We start from the raw sequence: 24,871 nt of genomic DNA on the forward strand, positions 1-24,871 counted from the left end.
TCTGTCAGTGAAGTCGAGCCGACTGGTGTCCATCCTCCTGTTGCTCCAGACCCGCGGGCGGATGACCGCCGCCCAGCTCGCCGGGGAACTGGAGGTCTCCGTCCGCACCGTCTACCGGGACGTCGAAGCCCTCAGTGCGGCCGGCATCCCGCTGTACGGCGACGCGGGCCACGCCGGCGGCTACGGCCTCCTCGACGGCTTCCGCACCCGCCTCACCGGCCTCACGACGGGGGAGGCGCAGGCCCTGTTCCTCTCCGGAGCCCCCGGTCCCGCCGCCGACCTCGGGCTCGGTTCCGTCCTGGCCGCCGCCCAGCTCAAGGTCCGCGCGGCCCTGCCGCCGGAACTGCGCGCCCACGCCGACCGGATCAGCGGCCGCTTCCACCTCGACGCGCCCGGCTGGTACGCGGACGAGGACGAGACGCCGTACCTGTCCGCAGTCGCCGACGCGGTCTGGAACAACCGTATCCTGCATATTGCATACCATCGTTGGCGTACACCCACCGACGTGGAGCGCCGCCTCGAACCGTACGGCCTGGTCCTCAAAGCAGGCCGCTGGTACGTCGTCGCCGGCCCCGGCCCCCGCACCTTCCGCGTCGACCAGATCCTCCGGCTCACCACCACCGACCAGGAGTTCGTCCGCCCCGACGACTTCGACCTGACCGCGTACTGGACGACGTACCAGCGCGACTTCCATGCCCGGCTCCGGCAGGGCGAGGCGGTGGTGCGTCTGGCGCCGGGCGTACGGCTCGCCGGGCAGCCGGAGACCGGTGGGTGTACGGACGACGACGGCTGGACCGTGGCCACGGTCCCCATCGAGTCCCTCGACCACGCCCACGCCGAGTTCCTGCGCCTGGGCACCGGCATCGAGGTGCTCGAACCGCCCGAGCTGCGCGCGAAGCTGGCCCGGACGGTCGCCGAATTGGCCGAAAGATACGGCAACGCCGGTGCGCGCGGCGGCGACTGAGGAGGAACGGAACCCGCCCGTCCTCCCAGGAGGTTCGCACCGTGCAGAACCCGCACCCGCACCCGCAGCCGTCCCCGCGCAGGCACCGCAGACGTCGAGCGCTCCTCTCGGCGGCCACCGCCGTCGCGGCCCTCGTCGGCGCCGGCCTCACCACGGCACTCGGCACCGACACCGCCGAGGCCGCCACCGCCCGCCAGGTCGAGAAGCTCGACCGCGGTGTCGTCAGCGTGCACACCGACAGCGGCAACCTGGTCAGCTGGCGCTGGCTCGGCACCGACCCGAGCGACGTGTCCTTCAACGTCTACCGGGCCGGCACCAAGGTCAACTCCGCCCCGGTCACCGGCTCCACGAACTACTTCCACTCCGGCGCGCCCGCCCAGGCCGACTACACGGTCCGGGCGATCGTCGGCGGTGTGGAGCAGGCCGACTCCGTCCATGCCGTCCAACTCCGCACCGGCTACAAGGACGTGCCCATCACCCCGCCCGCCGGCGGCACCACCCCCGACGGCGTCGCCTACACCTACGAGGCCAACGACGCCTCCACCGCCGACCTCGACGGCGACGGCGCCCTCGACTTCGTCCTCAAGTGGAACCCGACCAACGCCAAGGACAACTCCCAGTCCGGCTACACCGGCAACACGTTCATCGACGGCGTCAAGCTCGACGGCACCCGCCTGTGGCGCATCGACCTGGGCCGCAACATCCGTTCCGGCGCCCACTACACGCAGTTCCAGGCGTACGACTACGACGGCGACGGCAAGGCCGAGCTCGCCATGAAGACCGCCGACGGCACGAAGGACGGCACCGGCGCGGTCATCGGCAGCTCCTCGGCCGACCACCGCAACTCCAGCGGCTACGTGCTGTCCGGCCCCGAGTACCTGACCATGTTCAACGGCCAGACCGGCAAGGCGATGCAGACCGTCGACTACGTGCCGGCCCGCGGCACGGTCTCCTCCTGGGGCGACTCGTACGGTAACCGCGTCGACCGCTTCCTCGCCGGCACGGCGTACCTGGACGGCTCGCGCCCGTCCCTGATCATGGCGCGCGGCTACTACACGCGCACGGTCATCGCCGCCTGGGACTGGCGAGGCGGCGCCTTCACCCGCCGTTGGACCTTCGACACGAACTCCTCCACCAACAGCGGCAAGGGCTACGACGGCCAGGGCAACCACAGCCTGTCGATCGCGGACGTCGACGCCGACGGCAAGGACGAGATCGTGTACGGCGCGATGACGGTGGACGACAACGGCGGCGGGCTGTGGACGACCAAACTCGGCCATGGCGACGCCGGCCACGTCGGCGACCTCAACCCCTCCCGGGCGGGCCTGGAGTACTTCAAGGTCTCCGAGAGCACCAGCCAGCCCGGCTCCTGGATGGCCGACGCACGCACCGGCTCCCTCCTCTGGCAGACGGCCTCCGGCGCCGACAACGGCCGCGGAGTCGCCGCCGACGTCTACGCCGGCAGCGCGGGCGCGGAGGCCTGGTCCGCCTCCGACACCACGCTGCGCTCGGCGACCGGCGCCTCGCTCGGCCGCGAGCCCTCCAGCATCAACTTCCTGAGCTGGTGGGACGGCGACCCGGTCCGCGAACTCCTCGACGGCACCCGCATCGACAAGTACGGCACCGCCGGCGACACCCGCCTGCTGACCGGATCCGGCGTCCACTCCAACAACGGCACCAAGTCCACGCCGTCCCTGTCCGGTGACATCCTCGGCGACTGGCGCGAGGAGGTCGTCTGGCCGACGTCGGACAACACGGCCCTGCGCGTCTACTCGACCCCGATCGAGACCAGCACCAAGATCACGACCTTGCTGCACGACACGGTGTACCGCACGGCACTGGCCTGGCAGAATACTGCATACAATCAGCCGCCGCATCCGAGCTTCTTCATCGGCAACGGTATGGCGACGGCACCGAGGCCGACGGTCTACACCCCGTGAACGACGGTGGGTGCGTGCCCCCTCGGGAACACGCACCCACCGCCCCTCGGTCCTCCCGCCCGTCAGCTCACCGTGCAGATCCGGTCACCCAGCTTGAAGGCCGCCGGTTTCGTGTTCGTGCCCGACCAGCTCCCGGTGAAGCCGAAGCCCACCGACGAGCCCGCCGCCACGGTGCCGTTCCAGCCCACGTTCTTCGCCGTCACCGCCGAACCCGACTGCGCGTACTCGGCGTTCCACGCCTGTGTGACCTTCTGCCCGTCCGGGAACGTCCAGCCGAGTGACCAGCCGTTCCAGGCGGTCGATCCGGTGTTGGTCAGCTGGACGTCGGCCTGGAAGCCGTCCGACCACTGGTTGGTGACCTTGTACGTCACCGTGCAGGCGCTGGTCGGACTCGGGTCGGGACCCGGTCCCGGATCCGTTCCGCCACCGGTGTCGGAACTGTCGCCGTAGATGACGCCGCGACCGTTCGTGGCCACGTACACGCGGCCGTACACCCGCGGGTCACCGGTGATCGTCTCCCCCGTCCAACCCCACTGGTGGGCATCGTCGTTGACACGGGTCCAGGTCTCGCCCTTGTCGGTGGAACGGAAGATGCCGCGTACGCCGCCGATCTTCGCGCTGGTGAAGAGCGTCTGGTACGACGCCCCCGTCGCCGCCTTGCCGAAGCCGATCGTGTCGGCCTGCTCGACGCCCGAGAGCTTGGCGAAGGTCGCGCCGCCGTCCGTGGAGTGCCACAGCCCGTACGCGCCGTCACTCGCACCGCCCGCCAGCCACACGTCGCCCTTCGTGCCGGGCAGCGCCTTGAAACGCACGCTGCCCCCGGCGGGCAGACCGGTGGCCGAGGACGCGGTGAAGGTCGCGCCGCCATCCGAACTGACGTAGAACTTCCCGGACTTGAAGCCGTAGAAGGTCTTCGGGTCGACCCGGTCCGACTCGACGATCGCGCCCGCCGGGATACCGCTGGACGCGGCCCAGGACGTACCGAAGCCCGTCGCGTAATGCACCCCTGCGCCCGCCGGGCTCCACACGAAGCCGCTGCCGTCGGCCGCCGCCGCGACCGTCCCGCCGCCGCTCACACCCGAAGGATCGCTCCCCGCGAACCAGTTGGCGCCGTTGTCCGTCGAGAACGCGACGTGCGGACCGGAGTCGAGGTTGCCGACCCGGACCACCGTGTTCGGGTTGCTCTCGGCGAAGTCCAGACTCGTCGTGGAGGTGAAGTTGGGCGAGGTGAACATCATCGACGGGACCTTGGTCAGGTCCGTGTGCCGGAACCCGCCGACGTCACCGAGGGCGCTCAGCAGCGGGGCCCCCGAGGGCGGCGACGCGAGGTCGAGGACCGCCGTCTCCTCCAGACCCTGCACCATCGGCCTGATGGTGAACTGGCTTCCGCTGTCCCAGTCGGTCAGGTTCTCCGTGCCGTAGACCGTCGCCCCCGTCCCGTACATCATCCGGTCGGAGTCGAACGGGTCGATCTCCAGCGACTCGGTCATCCAGCCGAGCTTCGGGGCCTGCTCGGGCGGCGAGGGGTTCGCGCCCCAGGTCAGCCACGGGGAGGACGACACGTCCATCGTGTAGCGGTTCGAACGGGTGGGATACGACGTGTAGTCCCACGCCTTCGTCCAGGTCCCGCCGCTGTCCGTGGAACGGAAGATCTGGGTGTCCGGCCACCAGGAACTGTATGCGGTGGCCATGACGGTGCCGGGCTTCTGCCGGTCCACCGTCAGCCCGCTGAAGCCGTAGTAGGTGTCCGCCTCGGCGACCGGGCTGATGTCCGTCCAGGTGCCGGTCGCGGTCGCGTACCGCCACAGCCGGCCCTTGCCACCGTCGTAGGGACCGCCCTTGTCGCTGTATGCGATGTACAGATGGCCGTTTTCGGTATCCAGTACACCCTTGTGCGCGAGGTATCCCGTCGGCTGTTCGGCCAGCCGCGACCAGGTCACGCCCGCGTCCGTCGAGCGGTACACCGCGTTGTCCTTGTCGGCGACCCCGACGTAGATCGTCTTCGTCGCGCTCCCCGACGTACCCGTCGACTCGTCGAACGTGACCCAGGTGACGCCCTGGTTGTCGCTGGCGTAGCCGCTGGTGTCGGTCGGATCCTGCGCGTAGTTGCCGACGTTGGGGAAGTCCGCCACCTGCGACCAGGTGACACCGGAGTCCGCCGACCGCCACAGGCCCTTGCCGCTCGGCGCGCCCAGATACAGCACGCTGTTCCTGTTCGGGTCGACGGCCAGCCGCTCACCCATGCCCCGGCCGGGCATGTTGCCGCCCAGCTTGAAGGGCAGATCGGTCCTCTGCCAGCTGGCACCCCGGTCGGAGGACCGGAGCACGGCCCCGTTTCCCGGATCCCAGCTGTTCGTGTACGTGCCGACGGCCGCGTACACCTTGTCGGGGTCCACGGAGTCCGAGGCCAGACTGGCCACGCCCGTGTGCCCCCAGTCCTCCCAGCCGACCGAGTCCAGCAGGGGCGTCCAGGTCTTCGTCGACTCCTGCCAGCGGTAGGCACCACCGATGTCGGTGCGGGCGTAGGCGAGGTCCTTCTCGGTCCGGTTGAAGACGATGCCGGGGACGAAGCCGCCGCCGTCGATGCGCGCGTTCTTCCAGGTGTAGGTGTCGGCGGCGATCGCCGGCTGCGTGGGGTCGGCGGCGAGTGCGGGCGGGGTGCCCGCGAGCAGGCCGGCCGCCAGTGCCAGCACGGTCGTGAGGATGCGGGTTCTTCGCACGGTGGGGGACCTTCCTTTCAGGAGGGGAGCGTGCGAGAACCGGGCGGCCCCCAGTGCGGGTGGGGGCCGCCCGGCCGGATGGCCTCGTCGTCAGGTGACGAGACCGCGTACGCGGAGCTTCAGGCGCCCCGGAGCGGCGCGGTGCCACCCCGCGCCCTGTAGGGGGGCCCGGGGAACTGCGCGACCAGCCACACACGGCCCGCAGCCTTCGTACCGCCCGACCCGCGAAGCGCCCGGCGGGGACTATTCGAGGAGCTCCGCGTACGAGGCCATGGCCAGGGCGATGTCCGCCTGGGCCCAGAACCGGTGGTACGTGAAGGAGGGCGCGGCACCGCCCGCCAGGTAGGCCTCGATCTTCGACCAGGCCGGGTCGTCCTCGTAGAACGAGCGGATGGAGTCGAAGGTCGAGGACGCGTTGATGGCGTCGCCGTTCGGCATGGTGCCGGTCCAGCCGCTCGGGACGGTCACGGCGTCGTCGAAGCGGTTGTAGTCGGCGCGGGTCTCCGGGACGGCGATGCCGAGGTCGTCCTGGTAGTTGTCCCACATGCCGTCGAGGAGGGCCTTGGCCGTGGTCGCGGCCTGGGTGTCACCGGAGCGGTCCGCGTAGTACGTCAGGGTCTTGGCGTACGCGGCGGCCACACCGACGTCGTTGGTGTAGTCGGCGACGGTGACGTGCAGGCCGGTGTTGGCACCGGGGTTGGTGGCGTTCCAGGTGTCGGGCTGGCCCGACCACTGGAGCGTCGAGGGGATCAGGTAGGTGCCGTCCGGGTTGACCGTGGTCTTGGACAGTGCCCAGTCGACCCACTTGTCGAGGACCACCTTGGCGTCCGCGTCCCCCGTCTGCCGGTAGTACTCGGCCACCCGCTCCATCGACCACGCCTGGAAGCCGAACCACTGGTTGGACGGCGGGTCGTGGTAGACGGGCTGCTGGTCGTAGTACATGCCGTAGAACGTCGACTTCCCGGCCGGCGGCGGCGCGTACCGGCCCGCCCAACTGTTGGTCGCACCGCCCGCGATGGCACCCTCGTCCGACTGCAGCCAGCGGTAGAACTCCAGCTGCCGGTCGAGCGACTTGGCCCAGTCCGCCTGCCCCGTCGCCGACTTGGGCTTCAGGTCGGCGTAACTGCTCAGCGCGTACGCGGCGAGCGGGTTCTGGTAGCCGCCGTGCGCGTGGCTGGAACCGATGCGCCAGGCCCAGCCCGCCGAGGTGTCGGTGGCGCCGCCCCAGGCGTAGTACCAGGACATCAGGTACATCGAGGCGTCCTTGCCGGTGCCGGCCGCGCAGGTCGACGGCCCGACACAGTTGCCGACCTTCTTGAAGTACTTGTCGTACATCGAGTAGCGCAGGTAGTCGCCCATCTTCGCGGCCTTGCCGACGGTCGCGGAAACGTCACTGCCCTTGCCCTGCTCCTTCGCCCAGATGTCCGCCCAGTACGCGGCCTGCACAGCCCGCGCGTCGGCGTCCGGGGCGTTGGTGAACTTCCACTGCTTGGCGTACGAGGCGTCACCCGTGAACAGGTCCAGGTAGCCGTTGGTGCCGCCGTACTTGAAGGCGTCGCAGGTCGGCTGCGGCACCGTCTCCCACACCGACTCCTGCGCGCCGCGCTGGAAGGTGTTGATGTACGACGGTCCGGTGTCGGTCGGACCCGCCTCGCACTTGCCCGGCGAGTTGCCGTAGCCGTAGACGTTGTCGACGTCCTGCAGCCAGTGCATACCGTAGACATCGTCCGTACCGTATGCAGTCTTCAGTTCACCGGCGATCGGATCCGATCCGACCGAGACCGACGGGTCGAGCTTCGCCGGGTACTCGCCCGGCGTGTCCAGCTCGGGCGCGTACGTCGCCGGCTTCGAGGCGTTGTAGAAGGAGTTCGTCGGCTGGTCGGCGTGGGTCGGGATCATGAACTTCTCCATGATGTCCCAGGCGCCGTTGAACTTGGTCCAGTCGCCGGTGACCTTGCCGTACATGGCCTGCAGCCAGAGAAGATAGCTGTACGCCTCCGACGTGGTCTCGTGCCCGTGGTCCGGAGCCTCGACGATCAGCGTCTCGACCGAGTGGTAGGGGATGCCCTCGGGGGAGAAGTAGCCGCTGGCCGGGTTGGTGATCTTGCCGTACAGCTCCAGGAACCGGGCGTCGTACGCCTTCGACGCCGCGATCTGGGTGACCGTCACCGTGGACTTCGCATGACCGGTGGCTGTCGACTCGAAGGTCGCCGCGCCGGTGCCGGAGGCGTCGGCCGTGATGGTCACCTTCTGCGCGGCGTTCCAGTTCGACGGGGTGAAGGTGAGCGACGCCCCGCCGGTCACCGACAGCCCCGGATTACCGCCACTGCGGGCGGTCGTGACGGTCACGTTGGCGGACGGCTGGGTCGACAGCTTCACGTCGAACGTGCCCGTCTTGCCCTGCTGGACGGCCAGTTGGTTGGTCGAGGCCACGACCGTGGGACCCGCGGCGACCGTGATGCCGACCGGTGTGGACTCCGCGGACGCGCCCAGACTGTCGTACCCCTTCGCGAGGAGCGAATGACTGCCCACGGTCAAACTTGAGGCCGAAAGAGAGTACGGCGCCGTCGTGTCCGTGCCCAGCAGTGTGGTGTCGTCGTAGAACTCCACCTTGCTGATCGTCGCGCCGTCCGCCGCCGCGGCGGTCGCCGCGAGCGGAACCGGGTCACCCTGCGTGTAGACCGCGCCCGCGGCCGGGCTGGTCAGTACCGTGATCGGGGGCTGATGCGCGCCGGCGCAGCTGGTCCCGTTCACGGCGAAGCCGGTCGGCGCCGTGTTGGTGCCGCTGTACGTGAACTGCGCGCCGGTGGAGACAGCGGCACCGACGGCGATCGTGCCGTTGTGCGACGCGTTCTTCACCGTGATCGCCTGGCCGGACTGGGACCAGGTGCCGTTCCAGCCGCTGCCGCTGAGCTTCTGGTTGCCCGCGTAGCTGTACGTCATGGTCCAGCCGGCGATGGGGTCCGTGCCGCGGTTGGTGATCGTCAGGTCCGCGGTGAAACCGGAGCCCCAGTCGTTCGTCCTGTAGTCGACGCTGCACTGAAGTGGCGCCGCCTGTGCGGGAGTTGAACCCGTACCCAACATCGTGAAAGGAAGTGCGAGTGCCGCCACGGCGGCGGTCCACAACCGCCGAGCGGTCCGGCGTCCTGCTCTGGGGGGCATGTGCTGGTTCCTCCTTGCGGCTCGGAGATGTCAAGGCTTGAACCAGTGGGAGCGCTCCCATAGTGGGGACGGGGGTGGGAGGGGTCAAGGTGCTTGAAGAGTCGAAAAGATTCGACAAGAGGTGTTGAGGGAAAGTCAGTGACTCCTCTGTTCTTTACCGTCACTTGGCGCTAGCTTCGTTGACACCAGTGGGAGCGATTCCATCAGTCGACGCGTCCGTCACGACGCGCCCGAACTGCAAGGACTCGCTCATGCGACACCCCCCGCGTTCAGTACTTTTAGCCGTCGCCGGCGCGGTCGCCCTAGTCGCGTCCGTGACGGTGCCGGTGGTCACGGCCTCCGGAGCCGCACCCGCCTGCACGGTGGAGTACTCCGTCACCAGCCAGTGGGACACCGGCTTCCAGGGCGCTGTGAACATGACCAACAACACGGCCGCTGTGAGCAGTTGGAAGCTGACCTTCAACCTTGCGAACGGCCAGAAGGTCGACCAGGGCTGGAACGCCAAATGGTCCCAGTCCGGTACGACCGTCACCGCCGCCAACGAGAGCTACAACGGCTCGCTCGGCACCGGCACGAGCATCAGCGCCGGGTTCCTCGCCACCTCGTCGGGGAGCAACGCCGTACCGACGTCGTTCCAGTTGAACGGCGCCATCTGCAACGTCGACGCCGAACCGTCGCCCACCCCGGATCCGACCGGTCCGACCGACCCGACCGATCCGCCGGATCCCGGTGACGGCACGGCACCTGTCTTACGCGCCGTGGGCAACAAGCTCGTGGACGCCGAGGGCGACACCCGCCGCATGCTCGGCGTGAACCGGTCCGGCGGCGAGTTCATGTGCGTGCAGGGCCGCGGCATCTTCGACGGGCCGGTCGACGACGCCTCCGTCAAGGCGATCGCCGACTGGAACGCCAACACCGTCCGTATCCCCCTCAACGAGGAGTGCTGGCTGGGCCTGTCCAACATCAACCCGGAGTACGCCGGCGCCCACTACATCAACGCCGTCAAGGACCTGGTGGCGAAGGTGAAAGCCAACGGCATGACGCCGATGCTCGAACTGCACTGGACCTACGGCCAGTACACCGGCAACTCCGCCGGCTGCGCCGACGTGCACGCCAGCTGCCAGAAGCCGATGCCCGACATGCAGTACACCCCGTCCTTCTGGACCTCGGTGGCCAACACCTTCAAGGACGACCCGACCGTCGTCTTCGACCTGTTCAACGAGCCCTACCCGGACCGCGCCACCCCCACGACCACCCAGGCGTGGCAGTGCTGGCGGGACGGCGGCACCTGCCCGGGTATCGGTTATGAGGTCGCCGGTATGCAGGATCTCGTAGACAGTGTCCGCAATACCGGCGCCAAGAACCTGATCCTGGCCGGCGGGCTCGCGTACGCGAACGACCTGAGCCAGTGGCTCAACCACAAACCCACCGACCCGGCGGGCAATCTCGCCGCCGCCTGGCATGTGTACAACTTCAACACCTGCTCCAACGAGAGCTGCTTCGACGCCACGCTCGCCCCGGTCGCCGCCCAAGTACCGCTCGTGGCCGGAGAGATCGGCGAGAACACCTGCTCACACGGCTTCGTCGACCGGGTCATGAAGTGGTTCGACGACCGCGGCCAGTCGTACCTGGGCTGGACCTGGAACACATGGAACTGCTCCACGGGTCCCGCCCTGATCACCAGTTACGACGGTACGCCCACGGCGTACGGCATCGGGCTGCGCGACCATCTGCGCGCCCTGAACGGCTGACAACTCCCGCAACCGAGTCACCCGCAACCGAGTCACCCGCAACCGAGAAGGAACCCGCACTCATGAGTCGTACCAGAACCGCGATACTCGCTGCCCTGGCGCTGGTCGCCGGGGCCTCAGGGACGGCGTTCGCCGTCGTACCGGGGGACGTCGGCGCCGCCGCCGTCCCGTGCACCGTCGACTACCAGGTGCAGAACCAGTGGGACACCGGCTTCACCGCCGCCGTCACCGTCACCAACAACGGCGCCGCCAAGTCGAGTTGGGCGCTGAAGTGGTCGTACGCCGGAAACCAGAAGGTCACCAGCGGCTGGAACGCCAAACTCAGCCAGAGCGGCACCGCCGTCACCGCCGCCAACGAGTCCTACAACGGCACGCTCGCCACCGGCGGTTCGGCCGGCTTCGGCTTCCAGGGCACCTACAGCGGCACCAACGCGATCCCGGCCACCTTCACCCTCGACGGCGTGACCTGCAACGTCGACGACGGCAGCGGCGGCCCCACCGATCCGCCGGACCCGACCGGCCCGAAGGTCGACAACCCGTACTCCGGCGCCAAGGTGTACGTGAACCCGGAGTGGTCCGCGAAGGCCGCCGCCGAACCGGGCGGCAGCCGCATCTCCAACCAGCCGACCGGCGTCTGGCTCGATCGCATCGCCGCGATCAACGGCGTCAACGGCGGCATGGGTCTGCGTGACCACCTTGACACGGCGCTTACACAGAAGGGCTCCGGCGAACTCGTCGTCCAGCTGGTCATCTACAACCTGCCCGGACGTGACTGCGCAGCCCTCGCCTCCAACGGCGAACTGGGCCCGACGGAGATCGACCGGTACAAGACGCAGTACATCGACCCGATCGCCGCGATCCTCGCCGACCCCAAGTACGCCGCGCTGCGGATCGTCACGACCATCGAGATCGACTCGCTGCCCAACCTCGTCACCAACACCGGCAGCCGGCCCACGGCCACCCCGCAGTGCGACGTGATGAAGGCCAACGGCAACTACCAGAAGGGCGTCGGCTACGCCCTGAACAAGCTCGGCGACGCGCCCAACGTCTACAACTACATCGACGCCGGACACCACGGCTGGATCGGCTGGGACGACAACTTCGCCGCCAGCGCGACCGTGATGAAGGAGGCGGCGACCTCCGAAGGCGCCACCGTGAACGACGTCCACGGCTTCATCACTAACACGGCCAACTACAGCGCCCTGAAGGAGAACAACTTCACCATCAACGACAACGTGGCCGGCAAATCGGTCCGCGAGTCGAAGTGGGTCGACTGGAACCGCTACGTCGACGAGCTGTCCTTCGCCCAGGGCTTCCGCAACCAGCTGGTCACGACCGGCTTCAACTCGGGCATCGGCATGCTGATCGACACCTCCCGCAACGGCTGGGGCGGCACGGCGAGGCCCACCGGACCGGGCGCCACGACCACCGTGGACACCTACATCGACGGCGGCCGCTACGACCGTCGCATCCACATCGGCAACTGGTGCAACCAGTCCGGTGCCGGCCTCGGCGAGCGTCCGCAGGCCAACCCGGCCACCGGGATCGACGCGTACGTGTGGATGAAGCCCCCGGGCGAGTCCGACGGTTCGAGCCAGTTCATCGAGAACCCGGAGGGCAAGGGCTTCGACCGGATGTGCGATCCCACCTACGAGGGCAACGCCCGCAACGGCTTCAACATGTCGGGCGCGCTGCCGAACTCCCCGCTGGCGGGGCACTGGTTCTCGGCACAGTTCCAGGAGCTCATGAAGAACGCCTACCCGGCGCTGTAGCCCTCGGCGCTGTAGCACCCTGAAGTGATCCGCCGGGGTCAGCCTTCGCGGGCCAGACCCCGGCGGATCGCGAACTCCACCGCCGAGTAGTCCCCGTCCGCCCGCTCCAGCTCGTAGGGCACCGCCGGACACAGCGGCGGCTGCGCCAGGAAGCGAGGGCGGGTGCCGTGGTGCGGCTGGGCTGCGTGCACCACGAAGGGATGGCACAGGAAGACGTCGCCGGGGCGGCCGGTGGCGTACGCGAGCGGGCGGTGCGCGGAGGCCGCCGCCACCTTCGGGCCCAGCTCCATGAAGGAGGCGCCCTCTTCGCCGTACGGCTCCAGCACCGGCGGTACGTCGAGATGCGAGCCGATCCTGATGCGGGTCGGGGCGTCGGCCTCGGTGACCTCGCTGAACAGGAACAGCATCAGCAGCGCGCGGTCCCTCGAGCGCAGGTTCGTGTGGTAGTTCGCGGCGCCCTCGGGGAGGTAGCTTCCCTCGATGTGCCAGCCCGCGTCGTCGGGTTCCTCCGCGTGCGGGAACCTCAGCGGGAAGCTGCCCAGTGAATAGCGGGGCTGCCAACGGCCCTCGCCGACCAGCAGATCGAACGCCTCATGCAATACGGGGGAGTTGGCGGCCGCCGCGAACGGCCCCTGCGCCATGCCCGCCACCCAGCGCACCGGGTCCTTCCAGGTGGCCGGGTCCTCGGCGTCGTATCCCGTCTCCCGCCACAGCAGCCGGGCGCAGTCCTCGGCGACGCGCGGCGGAAAGGCGCCCTCGATCCTCACGAACCCGTCCTCGAGGAAACGCTCCACCAGCTCGTCGTCCATACGGTCATCGTGAGTGATTCGCCGCGCAGGGCGCACCCCATTTTTTCGATGCTGATTCCGGCGACGTTTTTGCTGTGGCGGCAACAGTGGTGGCCCTTGCGCGGTGCGTCGGCGCACGCTGGCCGCATCCTGACGAGAGGCTGACGTCCATGGCGCACCCCGATCCGCATGACCCCGATCAGCATGACCCCGATCCGCATGACCCCGATCCGCATGACCACGATCCGCAGGACCACGGCCCGGACGACCACGGCCCGGACCATCCGGTCCCGCACCACCACGGTCCGGACCACGCTCACGGCCACAGCGACATCGACTGGCGCGAGATGGCACCGCTGCTGGAGAACCAGGCGGAGCTGTTCACGCCCCTGTACGAGCGGGCCCTGGCGTGGCTCGGCCACAAACAGACCGAGCCCGGGCTGATCGTCGACGCGGGCAGCGGACCCGGCGTCGTCTCCTGTCTGCTCGCCGATGCCTTCCCCGGCGCCCGTGTTGTCGCCGTCGACGGCACCGAACCGCTGCTGGAACGGGCCCGCGCCCGGGCCGTCCGGCTCGGCGTGGCCGATCGTTTCGACACCCTCGGTGGTGAACTCCCTGGCGTCCTCGACGACTTGGACTATCCCGCAGACCTTCTGTGGGCCAGTCGGAGCCTGCACCATCTGGGCGATCAGCGCGCCGCCCTCGCCGCCTTCGCCGGCCGGCTCGCGCCCGGCGGCACGCTCGCACTCCTGGAAGGCGGCCTGCCCACCCGGTTCCTGCCCCGCGACATCGGCATCGGGCGGCCCGGGCTGCAGGCGCGCCTGGACGCGGTGGAGGAGGAGTGGTTCGCGCAGATGCGCGCGGACCTGTCCGGCGCGGTCGCCGAGACCGAGGACTGGCCGGCGCTGATGACCGCCGCGGGCCTCAGGCCGACCGGCACGCGCAGCTTCCTGCTCGATCTGCCCGCACCGACCACGGACCGGGCCCGCGCCTATGTCGCCGCGTTGCTGACCCGTCGCCGTGACGTCATCGGCGACCACCTCGACGCCACCGACCGAGCCGCGCTCGACCGGCTTCTCGACCCCGAGGACCGGGCGAGTGTCCACCGACGGCCGGATGTGTTCCTGCTCGCGGCGCATACGGTATACACAGCTGTGCGTACCGAGTGACGTCGACCGTATGCAATCAACAGTGGCCCGGCCGGGCGTAGACCGTGATCCGTGCTCCCTGGACATGCCGACTGCGACAGGCCACGAAGTACGTGGCGAGCACCCGCCGTTTGACCGCCTCCTGCGGCACGCGGTCCAGCGGCTCCCCGGCAGGGTCGCCCACCGCGAGAACCCGCGCCGTCGCCAGCATCCGGGCGCGGATGACGGCGGCGGGCGCCTCCGTGCCGTACAGCGTGTGCGAGGCCACCGGACCGCCGTCGAGGGCGAGGTCACGCAGACCGCGCACGGAGTCCGGGTCGGGCAGCGACCACACACGACGCCGGGAGGGCATGAAGACGACACCGTCGGCGTCCGCGCCCACCGCGCGGACGGCCTCGGCGATGGCGACGACGTTGTCGGTACGGCTCTGCGGTACGCGTAGCTGAAGCGTGATCGGCAGCAGCGCCAGCACGGCCGTCCCGGCGGCCAGCACGGCGACGGTCCGGATCCGGCCCGCAGCGCGGACGAGCCGGTCGAGGGCGGCGCCGACCAGCAGGGCGGTGCCCGCCTGGCCGTAGAGGACATAGCGGTCGACGTACAGCGGCTTGACCAGCGAGACCAGCAGAAGCAGCAGCGCGGGCAGGACGAGGAGCGGCAGCGCCAGCGTGGTGATTCCCATCCCCTCCCGGCTTCGCCCGCCGCCCCGGAGCAGTGCCGCACAGGCCAGCCCGAGCACGCTCACCCCGACGAAGCCCGCCAGAGCGCCGGCGCCGATCCCGCCTATCCACGCCACCTGGTCCGACTGACGCGTACTCAGCACGACCAGCGGGGCGAGGCCCGCACAGACCGCGAGCGCCACCAGGGCCCCCGCGCGGCGATCCGCACGCGGCAGCGCCACCAGATGTGCGGCGAGGGCGAGCACCGCGAACTCGTGCAGCAGACACGCGGCCAGCACGACCGAGCCATAAGCGGCCCAGGCCCGGCCAGTGCGCCGCCGAACGGCCCGCACCAGCAGGTACGAAGCCCAGACGACCAGGGCGCAGACGAGTGCATACGATCGACCTTCTTGTGCATAGCGCTGGACCGGCGGCAGCCACGCGAAGACGACGCCGGCGAGCAGCCCCGCACGCGGCCCCGCGAGACAGCGCCCCAGCAGGGCCAGCGTCCCGGCTGCCGCGGCGGTCGCCAGGACCGACGGCAGACGCAGCACCAGCAGCGGATCCACCCCGTCGAACACCCGGAAGAGGCCGTGCAGGAACAGGTAGTACAGGCCGTGCACGGCGTCGACGCCGGCCAGCGTCGCCCACAGGTCGGGCAGCGAACGGCGGGCCATGTCGTACGTCACCACCTCGTCCCGCCACATGCTCCCCTCCCGCCGGACACCCCACAGGCCGAGGACGAGGGAGAGCACGACCGGGAACAGCGCGTGCCACCGAGCGCGTGCACGAGGGACGGCGTCGGGCGAGGACGGCAACCGGGCGGGCCGTAGAAGAGGTCCTGGAGTGTGTGTGGTGGCGATGGCTGACTCCGGTGCGAGGCGGGAAAGCGCGAGCCCTACGAGCGGGCCGTGCGAGCGGGCCGTGCGAAGACGTGCACCGACGAGTCCAGGCGACCGCGGATTGTTGGGCAGCCCCGGTTCGGAGCGCCAATCAATGTGCGAGAGCCGGTTGTTAGCGTGTGGGACGGCCGTGAGCGAGGGGGAGACACGCATGGGGCGCCGGGAAAAACCGCTGGATCCGGGGGCCGGAGCGGTACAGCGCTTCGCCTACGAACTGCGCAAACTGCGCGACGAGGCGGGCACCCCGACCTACCGGGCGATGGCGCAGGGCGCCGGCTACTCGCCGCCCACACTGTCCGCCGCCGCGTCCGGCGAACGGCTGCCCACCCTGCCGGTCCTCCTGGCCTACGTCACCGCGTGCGGCGGCGATCCGCGTGAGTGGGAGGCCCGCTGGCGGGAGGCCGTCGCCGACTCGGCCGACGCCCGCGCGTCCGACGACACCGACGGCGACGACAGCCCCTATCCGGGACTCGCCCGCTTCGAGACCGGCGACGGGGAGTACTTCCACGGCCGGGACGACCTGATCACCGAACTGCTCCGGCTCTCCTCCCGCACGAGGTTCGCGGCGATCGTCGGCGCGTCCGGGAGCGGCAAGTCGTCGCTGCTGCGGGCGGGGTTGGTGCCGGCGTTGCGACCGACGGCGGATGGCGGTCGAGGGTATGCAGCCGACCGTTTCCGCTCGCCGCGACCGACAACCGGCGACAGTCGACGGTATGCAGCCGACGGTGTCCCGGCGTCATGTCCGCCAACAGATGTCAGTCGACCGCATACAGTCGACCCCGTCCCCCGTATCGCCGCCATCCGCCTGTTCACCCCGGGCCCTCACCCCACCCGCACCCGCGATCCGCTGTTCACTCCGCACGACGCACCGGGCGACACCCTCCTCGTCGTCGACCAGTTCGAAGAGGTCTTCACCCTCTGCACCGACGCCGACGAACGCGCCCGTTTCCTCTCCCGGTTGCTCGCGGCGGTGGACCCGGCGAACCGGCTGCGCGTCGTGGTCGCCGTACGTGCCGATTTCTACGGTCGCTGCGCGGATCACGGTCCGCTCGCCGAGGCACTGCGGGACTCAGCGCTGCTCGTCGGGCCGATGTCGCCGCGGGCGTTGCGGGAGGCAGTGGTGCGGCCGGCCGCGGCGCGTCGGCTCGTCGTCGAACGTGCCCTGACCGCACGGATCGTGGCGGACGTGGCCGGCGAACCGGGCGGTCTGCCGCTGATGGCCCACGCGCTGCGCGAGGTCTGGCGCCGCCGTTCCGGCAAGACGCTGACGCTCGCGGCCTACGACGCCGTCGGCGGCGTCCAGGGAGCCGTCGCGCACACCGCGGAAGCCGTACACATCAGATGCACGCCCGCCGAAGCCGCCGCCCTGCGGGCGCTGCTGCTGCGCCTGGTGAACCCCGGCGACGGTACCGAAGACACCCGGCGCCCCGCCGACCGCGAGGAGCTCGACGCCGACGAGACGACTGCACGCGTCCTGGAACGTCTTGTAGACAGTCGGCTGTTGACCGTCGACGGTGACACGGTCGACCTCGCCCACGAGGCACTCCTCGGCGCCTGGCCTCGGCTGCGCGGTTGGCTGGACGAGGACCGCGAACGGCTGCGGATGCACCGTCGGCTCACCGAAGCGGCCCGGGGCTGGGCCGAGTTGGACCGGGACGCGGGCGCGCTCTACCGCGGCACCCGGCTCACCGAGGCGCGCGAGACCTTCGGCGACGGAGGCGAACAGGGTGCGGCACAGGGCCAGTTGAACCGGCTCGAGCGCGGTTTCCTGGCCGCGAGCGTGGCGGCGTACGAACACGGCCGGCGGGTCGCGGCCCGGACCGCTCGCCGACTGCGTGCGCTGTCGGGCGGGCTCGCCGTGCTGCTGTGCCTGGCGGTGGTCGCGGGCCTGGTCGCCTGGCGGCAGGGCGAGGTCAGCGCGCGGCAGCGCGACGAGGCCGAGGCCCGCAGTGTTGCCGCGCTGGCCGGCACGCTGCGTTCCACCGAGCCGCGCACCGCGATGCGCCTGGCCCTCGCCGCCTGGCGCACCGCCGACCTGCCCGAGACGCGGGAGTCCCTGCGGACGGCCGCGGCGCAGAGCGAACAGGACGTGTTCGTCCAGCCCGAGGTGGGGCCACGCGCGCTCGACGCGCCCGCCTGGCTGAGCCAGGACGGCAGGATCCTGACGACTGTCGTCCATGACAAGGCCGTGCAGTGGGACGTGGTGGAGCGTCGGCGCATCCGTTCGGTGGAGCGCGAGGGCCTGTCCGAGGGCGTGCTCGATGTCAGCGAGGACGGCCGGATGGTCGCGTACCGTCCCCCCGGCGGCGAGGACACGGTGATCGGCGGGCTGGCGGACGGCAGCACGCGTCGTCTGTCGACCGGCTCGTGGAGCAACACCGACGTCGCCTTCGGCCCGAGCGGGCGCACCTTCCTCCTGCGGCGTCCGGTCCGCGGCTCGGACAGCGGCCGGGCGACGCTCGACGTGTGGGACATCCGACGACAGAAACTGCTGTTCCGGTACGAGCGGGGCAGCGACGACGGCGCGCTGCCGGTGCTGAGCCGCGACGACCGCCATGTCGCCTGGTGTGCGCACGACGGCGACCGGTTGAGGATCCTGGACGCCGTCGAGGGGCGCCTCGTCACCACACCGGTGCCCCGGGCGACCGAGCGGACGCTGTGCCAGGGAGACCTCACGTTCACCGCCGACCAGCGGGCTCTGGCCGCCGGCACCCCCGAGTCCATCGTGACCTGGGACTTCCACGTCGGCCGTGAACGCCCACGGCTGCCGCTCGCGGGCGGCGCGCACGCCGTGGAGTTCGCCGGCGCCTACGCCCTGGCCTGGGGCAAGGGCTCCCTCACCCTGTGGCGTACGGACCTTCCCGACCCCGGGGACGACAGCCCACGTGAGCCGCTCCTCATCTATCCGGTGGCCGCCTCCGGCATCGGCGACATCCGGCTGGACCCCGGCAAGGGCGTGCTGCGCTACCGCGAGGGCGGACGGACCAACGCCGTGAGCACCCTCTCGCTGCACGGGCTGATGGACAGGGCCTGGCGGGACGAGCCCGCATCCGACGCGACACCGCCGGTCACCGTCGCCGGTGCGGAGATCGTGGCGGTCGACACCACCGGCCGCACCGCACTGACCCCGGAGGGAACGCTCGTCGACGCGTCAACGGGCAAGCGCCGCAAGGGAGCCGAAGGAGTCGACGGCGAGGACTACCTCACCACCGCGGTCTTCAGCCCCGACGGCAGATACCTCGCCGCGTCCGACTACCAGGGCCGCCTCACCCTGTGGGACGCGCGCGGCTGGCGCAGGGTCGCCGTCCTGAGGGCCGTCGGCTCCACCCTGCACCGGGTGGCTCTGGCGTTCTCCGCCGACGGTTCGCTCCTGGCGGGCAGCGCGCCGGACGGTTCCGTGCAGGTGTGGGAGACGGCCTCGCCCGCCCTGTCACCGGCCACACTGCGGGCCGGGGACGGGCCGGTCCGCGCGCTTCGATTCACCGAGGACGGCGACCAGTTGCACATCGCCACCCCTCATCTCGCCGAGCGTGTGCACCCGTTGGCGGCGAACCGGGCGGCGGACGAGGCGTGCGCACGGGCGCACCGCGGTCTGACCGAGGCCGAGTGGCACCGCTACTTCCCCTCGGCCGAGTACCGCGACACCTGCGGACCCTGACCCACCCCGACCCCGACCGTGCCGCACCCCAACCCCGCCCGGCGCCCCTTGACTTCGAGAGTGCTCCAAGTGATGGACTCCCCGGCATCGACACCAACGCAGGCTCCATCGAAGTTCCAGGGGGAACCATGACCGACTCTCCGGTCACGCTCATCACCGGCGGCGGCAGCGGCATCGGCGCCGCGGCCGCCCGGCGGCTGCTCGACGCCGGCCACCGCGTGGCCGTCACCGGCCGCGGCGAGGAACGGCTGCGCGGCTTCGCCGAGGAACTCGGCCGTCCCGACGGTCTGTTGACGCTCGTCGGCAACGCGGCCGAGTACGACAGTATCCAGTCGGCTGTCGACCGTACACTCAAGGAATACGGTCGACTGGATACAGTCGTCGCAAACGCCGGGGTCGCCACCCACGACTCCGTCGCGGACGGCGACCCCGCCGGATGGACCGAGATGGTGCTGACCAACGTCCTCGGCCCCGCGCTGCTCATCCGCGCGTCGATCGACGCCCTCAAGGAGACCCGCGGCCGGATCGTGCTGGTCGGCAGTGTCGCCGGGTTCGTGCCGACGCCCGGCAACATCTACGGGGCGACGAAGTGGGCGGTGACCGGGCTTGCCGAGAACACCCGTCGGCAGGTGACGGAGTTCGGGGTCGGCGTGACCCTGATCGCGCCCGGCCGGGTGGAGACCCCGTTCTGGGACGGCTACGGAAGCCTGCCTCCCGGGCAGCTGCTCACCGCCGACCAGATCGCCGACTCCATCGTGTGGGCCATGGGGCAGCCCGCCGGTGTCGACATCAACACCGTCGTCGTGCGGCCGATCGGGCAGCCCAACTGACAGGAGCCGTCCGTCAGTTGTCGCGGAGGAACCGCTTCGCCAGCCGCTCGCCCTCGGTCACCGCCGCTGTGTGGCTCTCGATGGGGGACACCTGGGAGTTCCTGAACAGGATGTAGGTCACCCCGGAGGCCGCGCCGCCCGTCGCCGGGTCCGGGTCGATGTGGAGGGCGCGTGCGGTGGCGTACGACGCCTCGCCGATGATCTTCGTGGGGCCGGTGTCGCCGACGACGGCGTACTGCACCTGCCTGCCGTGGATCACCGCGACCACGCCGCCGCCCCTGATGCCCGCGCGGGCATGGTTCCAGATGCCGCTCGCCCCGGGGACGACGACGTACGGCAGGGTGTCGGAGCGCAGGGGCCTGCCGTCGGACTGGTGGAAGGCGGTGTCGGGGTGGAACCACGGGTCGGTCCGCTCGTTGCACTTCGCGGTGCGCCGGCCGTCGCAGTCGATGTCCATGTCGGCCTTCCAGAACACCGCTCCCTTCTTGCCGCACACCGGGACCGTGGCCCGGCTGCCCGTGTCGGTGCGGTACCTGCCGTGGGAGATCTGCGTGCAGGACTTCACCTTCGCGAGCAGGTCGGCCGCGCCGACCGAGCCCTCCTGGGCCGACGCCGGGTGCGAGGTGCCGTGGGCCCTCGCGGGGAGCGGGGGCTGCCCGGCGGCCAGCAGAGCGGCGGCAAAGAGCGTGGTGAGGGTCAGCGTCCGGAGATGCACTGAGAGGGACCCTTCTGCAGGGAAGGTAGGAAGTCCGTTAATAACGTGTAATAACGTGTCCCTACCATGGGGGTCCGCGGACGCCCGCCGACGCGGCCGCGGCCTCCCCCGCCCGGGTGGCGTACATGGCCGCGCCCCGGCACCGGCACCACCGAGGTGGTATCGGTCCCGGGGCGCGAGGCCGGGAAAGGTCAGCCGACGTCGAACGTCGCCGGGTCCGGGCCCAGACGGCGGTCCTCGTTCAATGCGCTGATCGCCGCCAGGTCCTCGGCGTCCAGGCTGAAGTCGAAGACCTCGAGGTTCTCCTTGATCCGGGACGGCGTGACGGACTTCGGGATCACGACGTTGCCGAGCTGGAGGTGCCAGCGCAGCACGACCTGGGCCGGGGTACGGCCGTGCTTCTGGGCGATGGCGACGATCGCCGGAACCTCCAGGAGACCCTTGCCCTGGCCGAGCGGCGACCAGGCCTCGGTGGCGATGCCCTGCTCGGCGTGGTACTCGCGGGAGGCGTGCTGCTGCAGGTGCGGGTGCAGCTCGATCTGGTTGACCGCCGGGATGACGGACGTCTCGGCGATCAGACGCTCGAGGTGCTCCGGAAGGAAGTTGGACACACCGATGGCGCGGACACGGCCGTCGGCGAGGAGCTTCTCGAACGCCCGGTAGGTGTCGACGTACTTGTCCGCGGACGGCAGCGGCCAGTGCATCAGGTACAGGTCGAGGTAGTCCAGGCCGAGCGTGGCCAGCGACGTGTCGAAGGCGCGCAGCGTGGAGTCGTATCCCTGGTCGCTGTTCCAGAGCTTGGTGGTGACGAAGACGTCCTCGCGGGGGACTCCGGAGGCCGCGATCGCCTTGCCGGTGCCCTCCTCGTTGCCGTAGATCGCCGCTGTGTCGATGCTGCGGTACCCGGCCTCCAGCGCGGTGGTGACCGTCTGCTCCGCCTCGTCGTCCGGCACCTGCCAGACTCCGAAGCCCAGCTGGGGCATCTCGACGCCGTTGTTGAGGATGATCGGGGGGACCTTGCTGCTCACGAGCTCGTGATCCTTACGGTTGTCGTCAGGTGGTACCACCATCGTCAACGATCACAAGCCGTTATGCATTCCTGACCGGAGAATCAGTAGGAATCGGCGGAATCGGGCGGAAACGGCCGGAGTGTGCCGGTATCGAGCCTCATGCTCGGTACAGCGCCTCGACCTCGCTCGCGTACGCGTTCTCGATCGCCTTGCGCTTCAGCTTCAGCGACGGGGTCAGCAGGCCGTGTTCCTCGGTGAAGGGCTGGGCGAGGATGCGGAACGTGCGGATCGACTCGGCCTGCGAGACCTGTGTGTTGGCGGCGACCACGGCCCGCCGCACCTCCGTCTCCAGGTCCGCGTCCCGCACCAGCTCGGCGGGCGACATCCGCGGTTTGCCGCGCATCGTCAGCCAGTGCTCGACGGCCTCCTGGTCGAGGGTGACCAGGGCGGCGATGTACGGGCGGTCGTTGCCGACGACGATGCACTGGGCGACCAGCGGATGGTCGCGCACCCGTTCCTCCAGCTGGCCGGGGGAGACGCTCTTGCCGCCGGAGGTGACCAGGATCTCCTTCTTGCGGCCGGTGATGGTGAGGTAGCCGTCCTCGTCGAGGGAGCCGAGGTCGCCGGTGGCGAGCCAGCCCTCGTGCAGGGTCTCGTCGGTGGCCTTGGGGTTGTTGAGGTAGCCCTGGAAGACGTTGTCGCCGCGCAGCCAGATCTCGCCGTCGTCCGCGATGTGCACGGTCATGCCGGGGATGGGCCGGCCGACGGTGCCGTAGCGGGTGCGCTCGGGCGGGTTGGCGGTGGCGGCGGCGGTGGTCTCGGTGAGGCCGTAGCCCTCGTAGATGTGCACGCCCGCGCCCGCCCAGAACAGTCCGAGCCTGCGGTCCATCGCCGATCCGCCCGACATCGCCTGCCGGATCCGGCCGCCCATCGCGGCCCGTACCTTGGAGTAGACGAGCTTGTCGAAGAGCTGGTGCTGCATGCGCAGCCCCGCCGAGGGGCCGGGCCCGATGCCCCAGGCTTTCGCCTCCATGGCGTCCGCGTACTTCACGGCGACGTCGACGGCCTTCTCGAAGGCCCCGGCCTTGCCCTCCTTCTCCGCCTTGCGGCGGGACGCGTTGAACACCTTCTCGAAGATGTACGGCACCGCGAGGAAGAAGGTCGGCTTGAAGGCGGCCAGGTCGGGCAGCAGGGCGGCCGCGTTGAGCTGCGGCTGGTGGCCGAACTTGACCTTCCCGCGGATCGCGGCGACCTGCACCATCCGTCCGAAGACGTGCGCGAGCGGCAGGAACAGCAGGGTCGCCGCCTCGTCACCCTTCTTGGAGTGGAACACCGACTCCCAGCGCTCGATGACCGTGTCCGCCTCGTACATGAAGTTGCCGTGCGAGATGACACAGCCCTTGGGGCGGCCGGTGGTGCCCGAGGTGTAGATGATCGTCGCGGTCGAGTCGGGGGTGACGGCCTGCCGGTGCCGGTGCACCACCTCGTCGTCGAGGTGGGCGCCGGCGTCGTACAACTCCTGTACGGCGCCCGCGTCCAGCTGCCACAACTGGCGCAGGTGCGGCAGCCGGTCGATGACGGTGGCGATCGTCATGGCGTGGTCCTCGTGCTCCACGACGGCCGCCGTGCACTCGGCGTCGTACAGCATCCAGAAGCACTGTTCGGCCGAGGACGTGGGATAGACGGGCACCACCTGGGCGCCGATCGTCCACAGCGCGAAGTCGAACAGGGTCCACTCGTAGCGGGTGGGGGACATGATCGCGACGCGGTCGCCGAAGCGGACGCCCTGGGCGAGCAGGCCCTTGGCGAGGGCGAGGACCTCGTCGCGGAACTCGGCGGCGGTCACGTCCCGCCACTGCCCGGTGTCGTCCTTGCGGCCGAGCGCGATGTACAGCGGGTCCTCCTGCGCATGCCGGAAGACGACGTCGGCCAGACCGCCCACCGGCGGTGCCAACGCCAACGGAGGGTTGGTGAACTCGCGCAATCCCCGCTCCCCGCCTCTGGTGACGCTCCGCACAGCGCCGTGAAAGCTACCCCACCCGGGGAGCGGGCGGGAGGGGCGCGGAAATCGAGCAGTGCTCACGTATGCACTGGTCAGTGGCGGAAAATGCGCCCACATGGGGAAGGGTCGGACAGAAACCTGACGGTTGAGTAAGTTTCGGTGCCGTAATCTCCACCGAATCTGTACGACCTGATGACGGCCGTCGCGCTGGCCTGATTACGCCCCTCGCGACGACCCGATCATGACCACCCGGTCGAGACGAGGGGCCGGTCGGCCTCAGCCGTGCTGTGCGGCCCTCTCCTGTGTCAGCGTCGCGGCGGCCGGATCCGTCACAGGGGCCCGCGCCGGCCGCGGAGTCCTGACCAGCGCGAGCACCAGCACGCCGGCGACCACGGCCACCGTTGCGGCGACGAGCGCCGCCCGGTCGAGCCCCGCGGTGAAGGCCGCCCGCAGGGTCTGCCCGGAGAACGTGCCCCCGAGCGCCTCGGCGCCGCCGCCCGCCAGGGCGTGGGCCGCGTCCTGCGGCAGCGTGTCCTGCATCCGGGAGGTCAGGACCGTGCCGCACAGGGCGATGCCGATCGCGTAACCGAGCTGCCGGAACGTGTTGACCGCGCCGCCCGCCATGCCCGCCCGCTCCGGCGGCACCGCGGCCGGCGCGGCGCCCGCGATGCCGGGCGACACCAGCCCCGTACCGGCACCCACCAGCACCAGCCCCGGAATCAGCGTGTTCGCGCCCGAGTCGGCGTCCAGGCCGGCCGTGCAGAACTGGCCGGCGCCGATCAGCAGCAGCCCGCCCCCGACGGTGAACCGGGCCGACACGGCTGGACGGGGTCCAGCACGTGGAGGCCTCGCC

14 protein-coding genes and 1 pseudogene are annotated in these 24,871 nt (G+C 70.3%); 7 read left to right on the top strand and 8 right to left on the bottom strand.

The window, feature by feature from the left end; translation table 11 throughout:
* Nucleotides 1–7: 7 nt before the first annotated feature.
* Both QFZ76_RS40535 and QFZ76_RS40540 read left to right on the top strand, forming a co-directional pair.
* Entirely contained in the window at nucleotides 8–964 is a 957-nt protein-coding gene (locus QFZ76_RS40535; RefSeq protein ID WP_307678340.1) for a YafY family protein, read from the top strand.
* A 41-nt stretch (nucleotides 965–1,005) separates the two neighbouring features.
* Nucleotides 1,006–2,904, top strand: coding sequence for a rhamnogalacturonan lyase (locus QFZ76_RS40540; protein ID WP_307678341.1), 1,899 nt, complete (start codon nucleotides 1,006–1,008; stop codon nucleotides 2,902–2,904).
* Nucleotides 2,905–2,966: 62 nt separating this feature from the next.
* On the opposite strand, the gene QFZ76_RS40545 is transcribed toward QFZ76_RS40540, so the two are convergent.
* Together QFZ76_RS40545 and QFZ76_RS40550 are read right to left on the bottom strand one after the other, a co-directional pair.
* Nucleotides 2,967–5,624, bottom strand: a complete 2,658-nt coding sequence (locus QFZ76_RS40545) for a cellulose binding domain-containing protein (protein WP_307678342.1) — start codon at nucleotides 5,622–5,624, stop codon at nucleotides 2,967–2,969.
* A 243-nt stretch (nucleotides 5,625–5,867) separates the two neighbouring features.
* On the bottom strand, nucleotides 5,868–8,786 hold the full coding sequence (locus tag QFZ76_RS40550) for a glycoside hydrolase family 48 protein (protein WP_307678343.1): 2,919 nt from the start codon (nucleotides 8,784–8,786) through the stop codon (nucleotides 5,868–5,870).
* A gap of 251 nt (nucleotides 8,787–9,037) precedes the next feature.
* Between QFZ76_RS40550 and QFZ76_RS40555 the strand changes: the two genes are divergently transcribed.
* Nucleotides 9,038–10,537, top strand: coding sequence for a cellulase family glycosylhydrolase (locus QFZ76_RS40555; protein ID WP_307678344.1), 1,500 nt, complete (start codon nucleotides 9,038–9,040; stop codon nucleotides 10,535–10,537).
* A gap of 62 nt (nucleotides 10,538–10,599) precedes the next feature.
* The gene (locus QFZ76_RS40560) at nucleotides 10,600–12,309 is read left to right on the top strand and encodes a glycoside hydrolase family 6 protein (RefSeq protein ID WP_307678345.1); all 1,710 of its coding nucleotides are present in this window, start codon (nucleotides 10,600–10,602) and stop codon (nucleotides 12,307–12,309) included.
* A 38-nt stretch (nucleotides 12,310–12,347) separates the two neighbouring features.
* Here the strand turns inward: QFZ76_RS40560 and QFZ76_RS40565 are convergent, their stop codons facing one another.
* Nucleotides 12,348–13,118, bottom strand: a complete 771-nt coding sequence (locus tag QFZ76_RS40565) for a phytanoyl-CoA dioxygenase family protein (RefSeq protein ID WP_307678346.1) — start codon at nucleotides 13,116–13,118, stop codon at nucleotides 12,348–12,350.
* Nucleotides 13,119–13,267: 149 nt separating this feature from the next.
* On the opposite strand from QFZ76_RS40565, the gene QFZ76_RS40570 reads away from it, so the two are divergent.
* Nucleotides 13,268–14,266: a trans-aconitate 2-methyltransferase gene (locus tag QFZ76_RS40570; RefSeq protein ID WP_373464429.1), complete on the top strand. Its 999-nt coding sequence runs from the start codon at nucleotides 13,268–13,270 to the stop codon at nucleotides 14,264–14,266.
* Nucleotides 14,267–14,282: 16 nt separating this feature from the next.
* On the opposite strand, the gene QFZ76_RS40575 is transcribed toward QFZ76_RS40570, so the two are convergent.
* Nucleotides 14,283–15,656, bottom strand: coding sequence for a glycosyltransferase family 39 protein (locus tag QFZ76_RS40575; protein WP_307678347.1), 1,374 nt, complete (start codon nucleotides 15,654–15,656; stop codon nucleotides 14,283–14,285).
* Between the two features lie 298 nt (nucleotides 15,657–15,954).
* Here QFZ76_RS40575 and QFZ76_RS40580 point away from each other — a divergent pair, with 298 nt between their 5' ends.
* Both QFZ76_RS40580 and QFZ76_RS40585 read left to right on the top strand, forming a co-directional pair.
* Nucleotides 15,955–19,461 (top strand): hypothetical protein, encoded by a 3,507-nt coding sequence (locus QFZ76_RS40580; protein WP_307678348.1) that lies wholly within the window; start codon nucleotides 15,955–15,957, stop codon nucleotides 19,459–19,461.
* Nucleotides 19,462–19,589: 128 nt separating this feature from the next.
* A complete protein-coding gene (locus tag QFZ76_RS40585) occupies nucleotides 19,590–20,291 on the top strand; it encodes an SDR family oxidoreductase (protein ID WP_307678349.1) in 702 nt (233 codons plus the stop codon).
* 13 nt (nucleotides 20,292–20,304) lie between these two features.
* On the opposite strand, the gene QFZ76_RS40590 is transcribed toward QFZ76_RS40585, so the two are convergent.
* From QFZ76_RS40590 to QFZ76_RS40605, 4 genes and pseudogenes are all read right to left on the bottom strand, one after another.
* Nucleotides 20,305–21,006: a glycoside hydrolase family 75 protein gene (locus QFZ76_RS40590; RefSeq protein WP_307678350.1), complete on the bottom strand. Its 702-nt coding sequence runs from the start codon at nucleotides 21,004–21,006 to the stop codon at nucleotides 20,305–20,307.
* A 191-nt stretch (nucleotides 21,007–21,197) separates the two neighbouring features.
* On the bottom strand, nucleotides 21,198–22,034 hold the full coding sequence (locus QFZ76_RS40595; RefSeq protein WP_307678351.1) for an aldo/keto reductase: 837 nt from the start codon (nucleotides 22,032–22,034) through the stop codon (nucleotides 21,198–21,200).
* Between the two features lie 139 nt (nucleotides 22,035–22,173).
* Nucleotides 22,174–24,000 (bottom strand): long-chain fatty acid--CoA ligase, encoded by a 1,827-nt coding sequence (locus QFZ76_RS40600; protein WP_307678352.1) that lies wholly within the window; start codon nucleotides 23,998–24,000, stop codon nucleotides 22,174–22,176.
* A 294-nt stretch (nucleotides 24,001–24,294) separates the two neighbouring features.
* Nucleotides 24,295–24,837, bottom strand: a pseudogene (locus tag QFZ76_RS40605) (MFS transporter); the annotation flags it as partial.
* Nucleotides 24,838–24,871: the final 34 nt, after the last annotated feature.

The sequence above is a fragment of the Streptomyces sp. V4I2 genome (assembly GCF_030817655.1).
GTDB lineage: Bacteria > Actinomycetota > Actinomycetes > Streptomycetales > Streptomycetaceae > Streptomyces > Streptomyces plumbiresistens.

Coding starts and splice junctions, on each gene's coding strand:
- QFZ76_RS40560 (WP_307678345.1), top strand. CDS start 10,600: ATGAGTCGTACCAGAACCGCGATACTCGCTGCCCTGGCGCTGGTCGCC.
- QFZ76_RS40570 (WP_373464429.1), top strand. CDS start 13,268: ATGGCGCACCCCGATCCGCATGACCCCGATCAGCATGACCCCGATCCG.
- QFZ76_RS40585 (WP_307678349.1), top strand. CDS start 19,590: ATGACCGACTCTCCGGTCACGCTCATCACCGGCGGCGGCAGCGGCATC.
- QFZ76_RS40565 (WP_307678346.1), bottom strand. CDS start 13,118: ATGGACGACGAGCTGGTGGAGCGTTTCCTCGAGGACGGGTTCGTGAGG.
- QFZ76_RS40580 (WP_307678348.1), top strand. CDS start 15,955: ATGGGGCGCCGGGAAAAACCGCTGGATCCGGGGGCCGGAGCGGTACAG.
- QFZ76_RS40555 (WP_307678344.1), top strand. CDS start 9,038: ATGCGACACCCCCCGCGTTCAGTACTTTTAGCCGTCGCCGGCGCGGTC.
- QFZ76_RS40550 (WP_307678343.1), bottom strand. CDS start 8,786: ATGCCCCCCAGAGCAGGACGCCGGACCGCTCGGCGGTTGTGGACCGCC.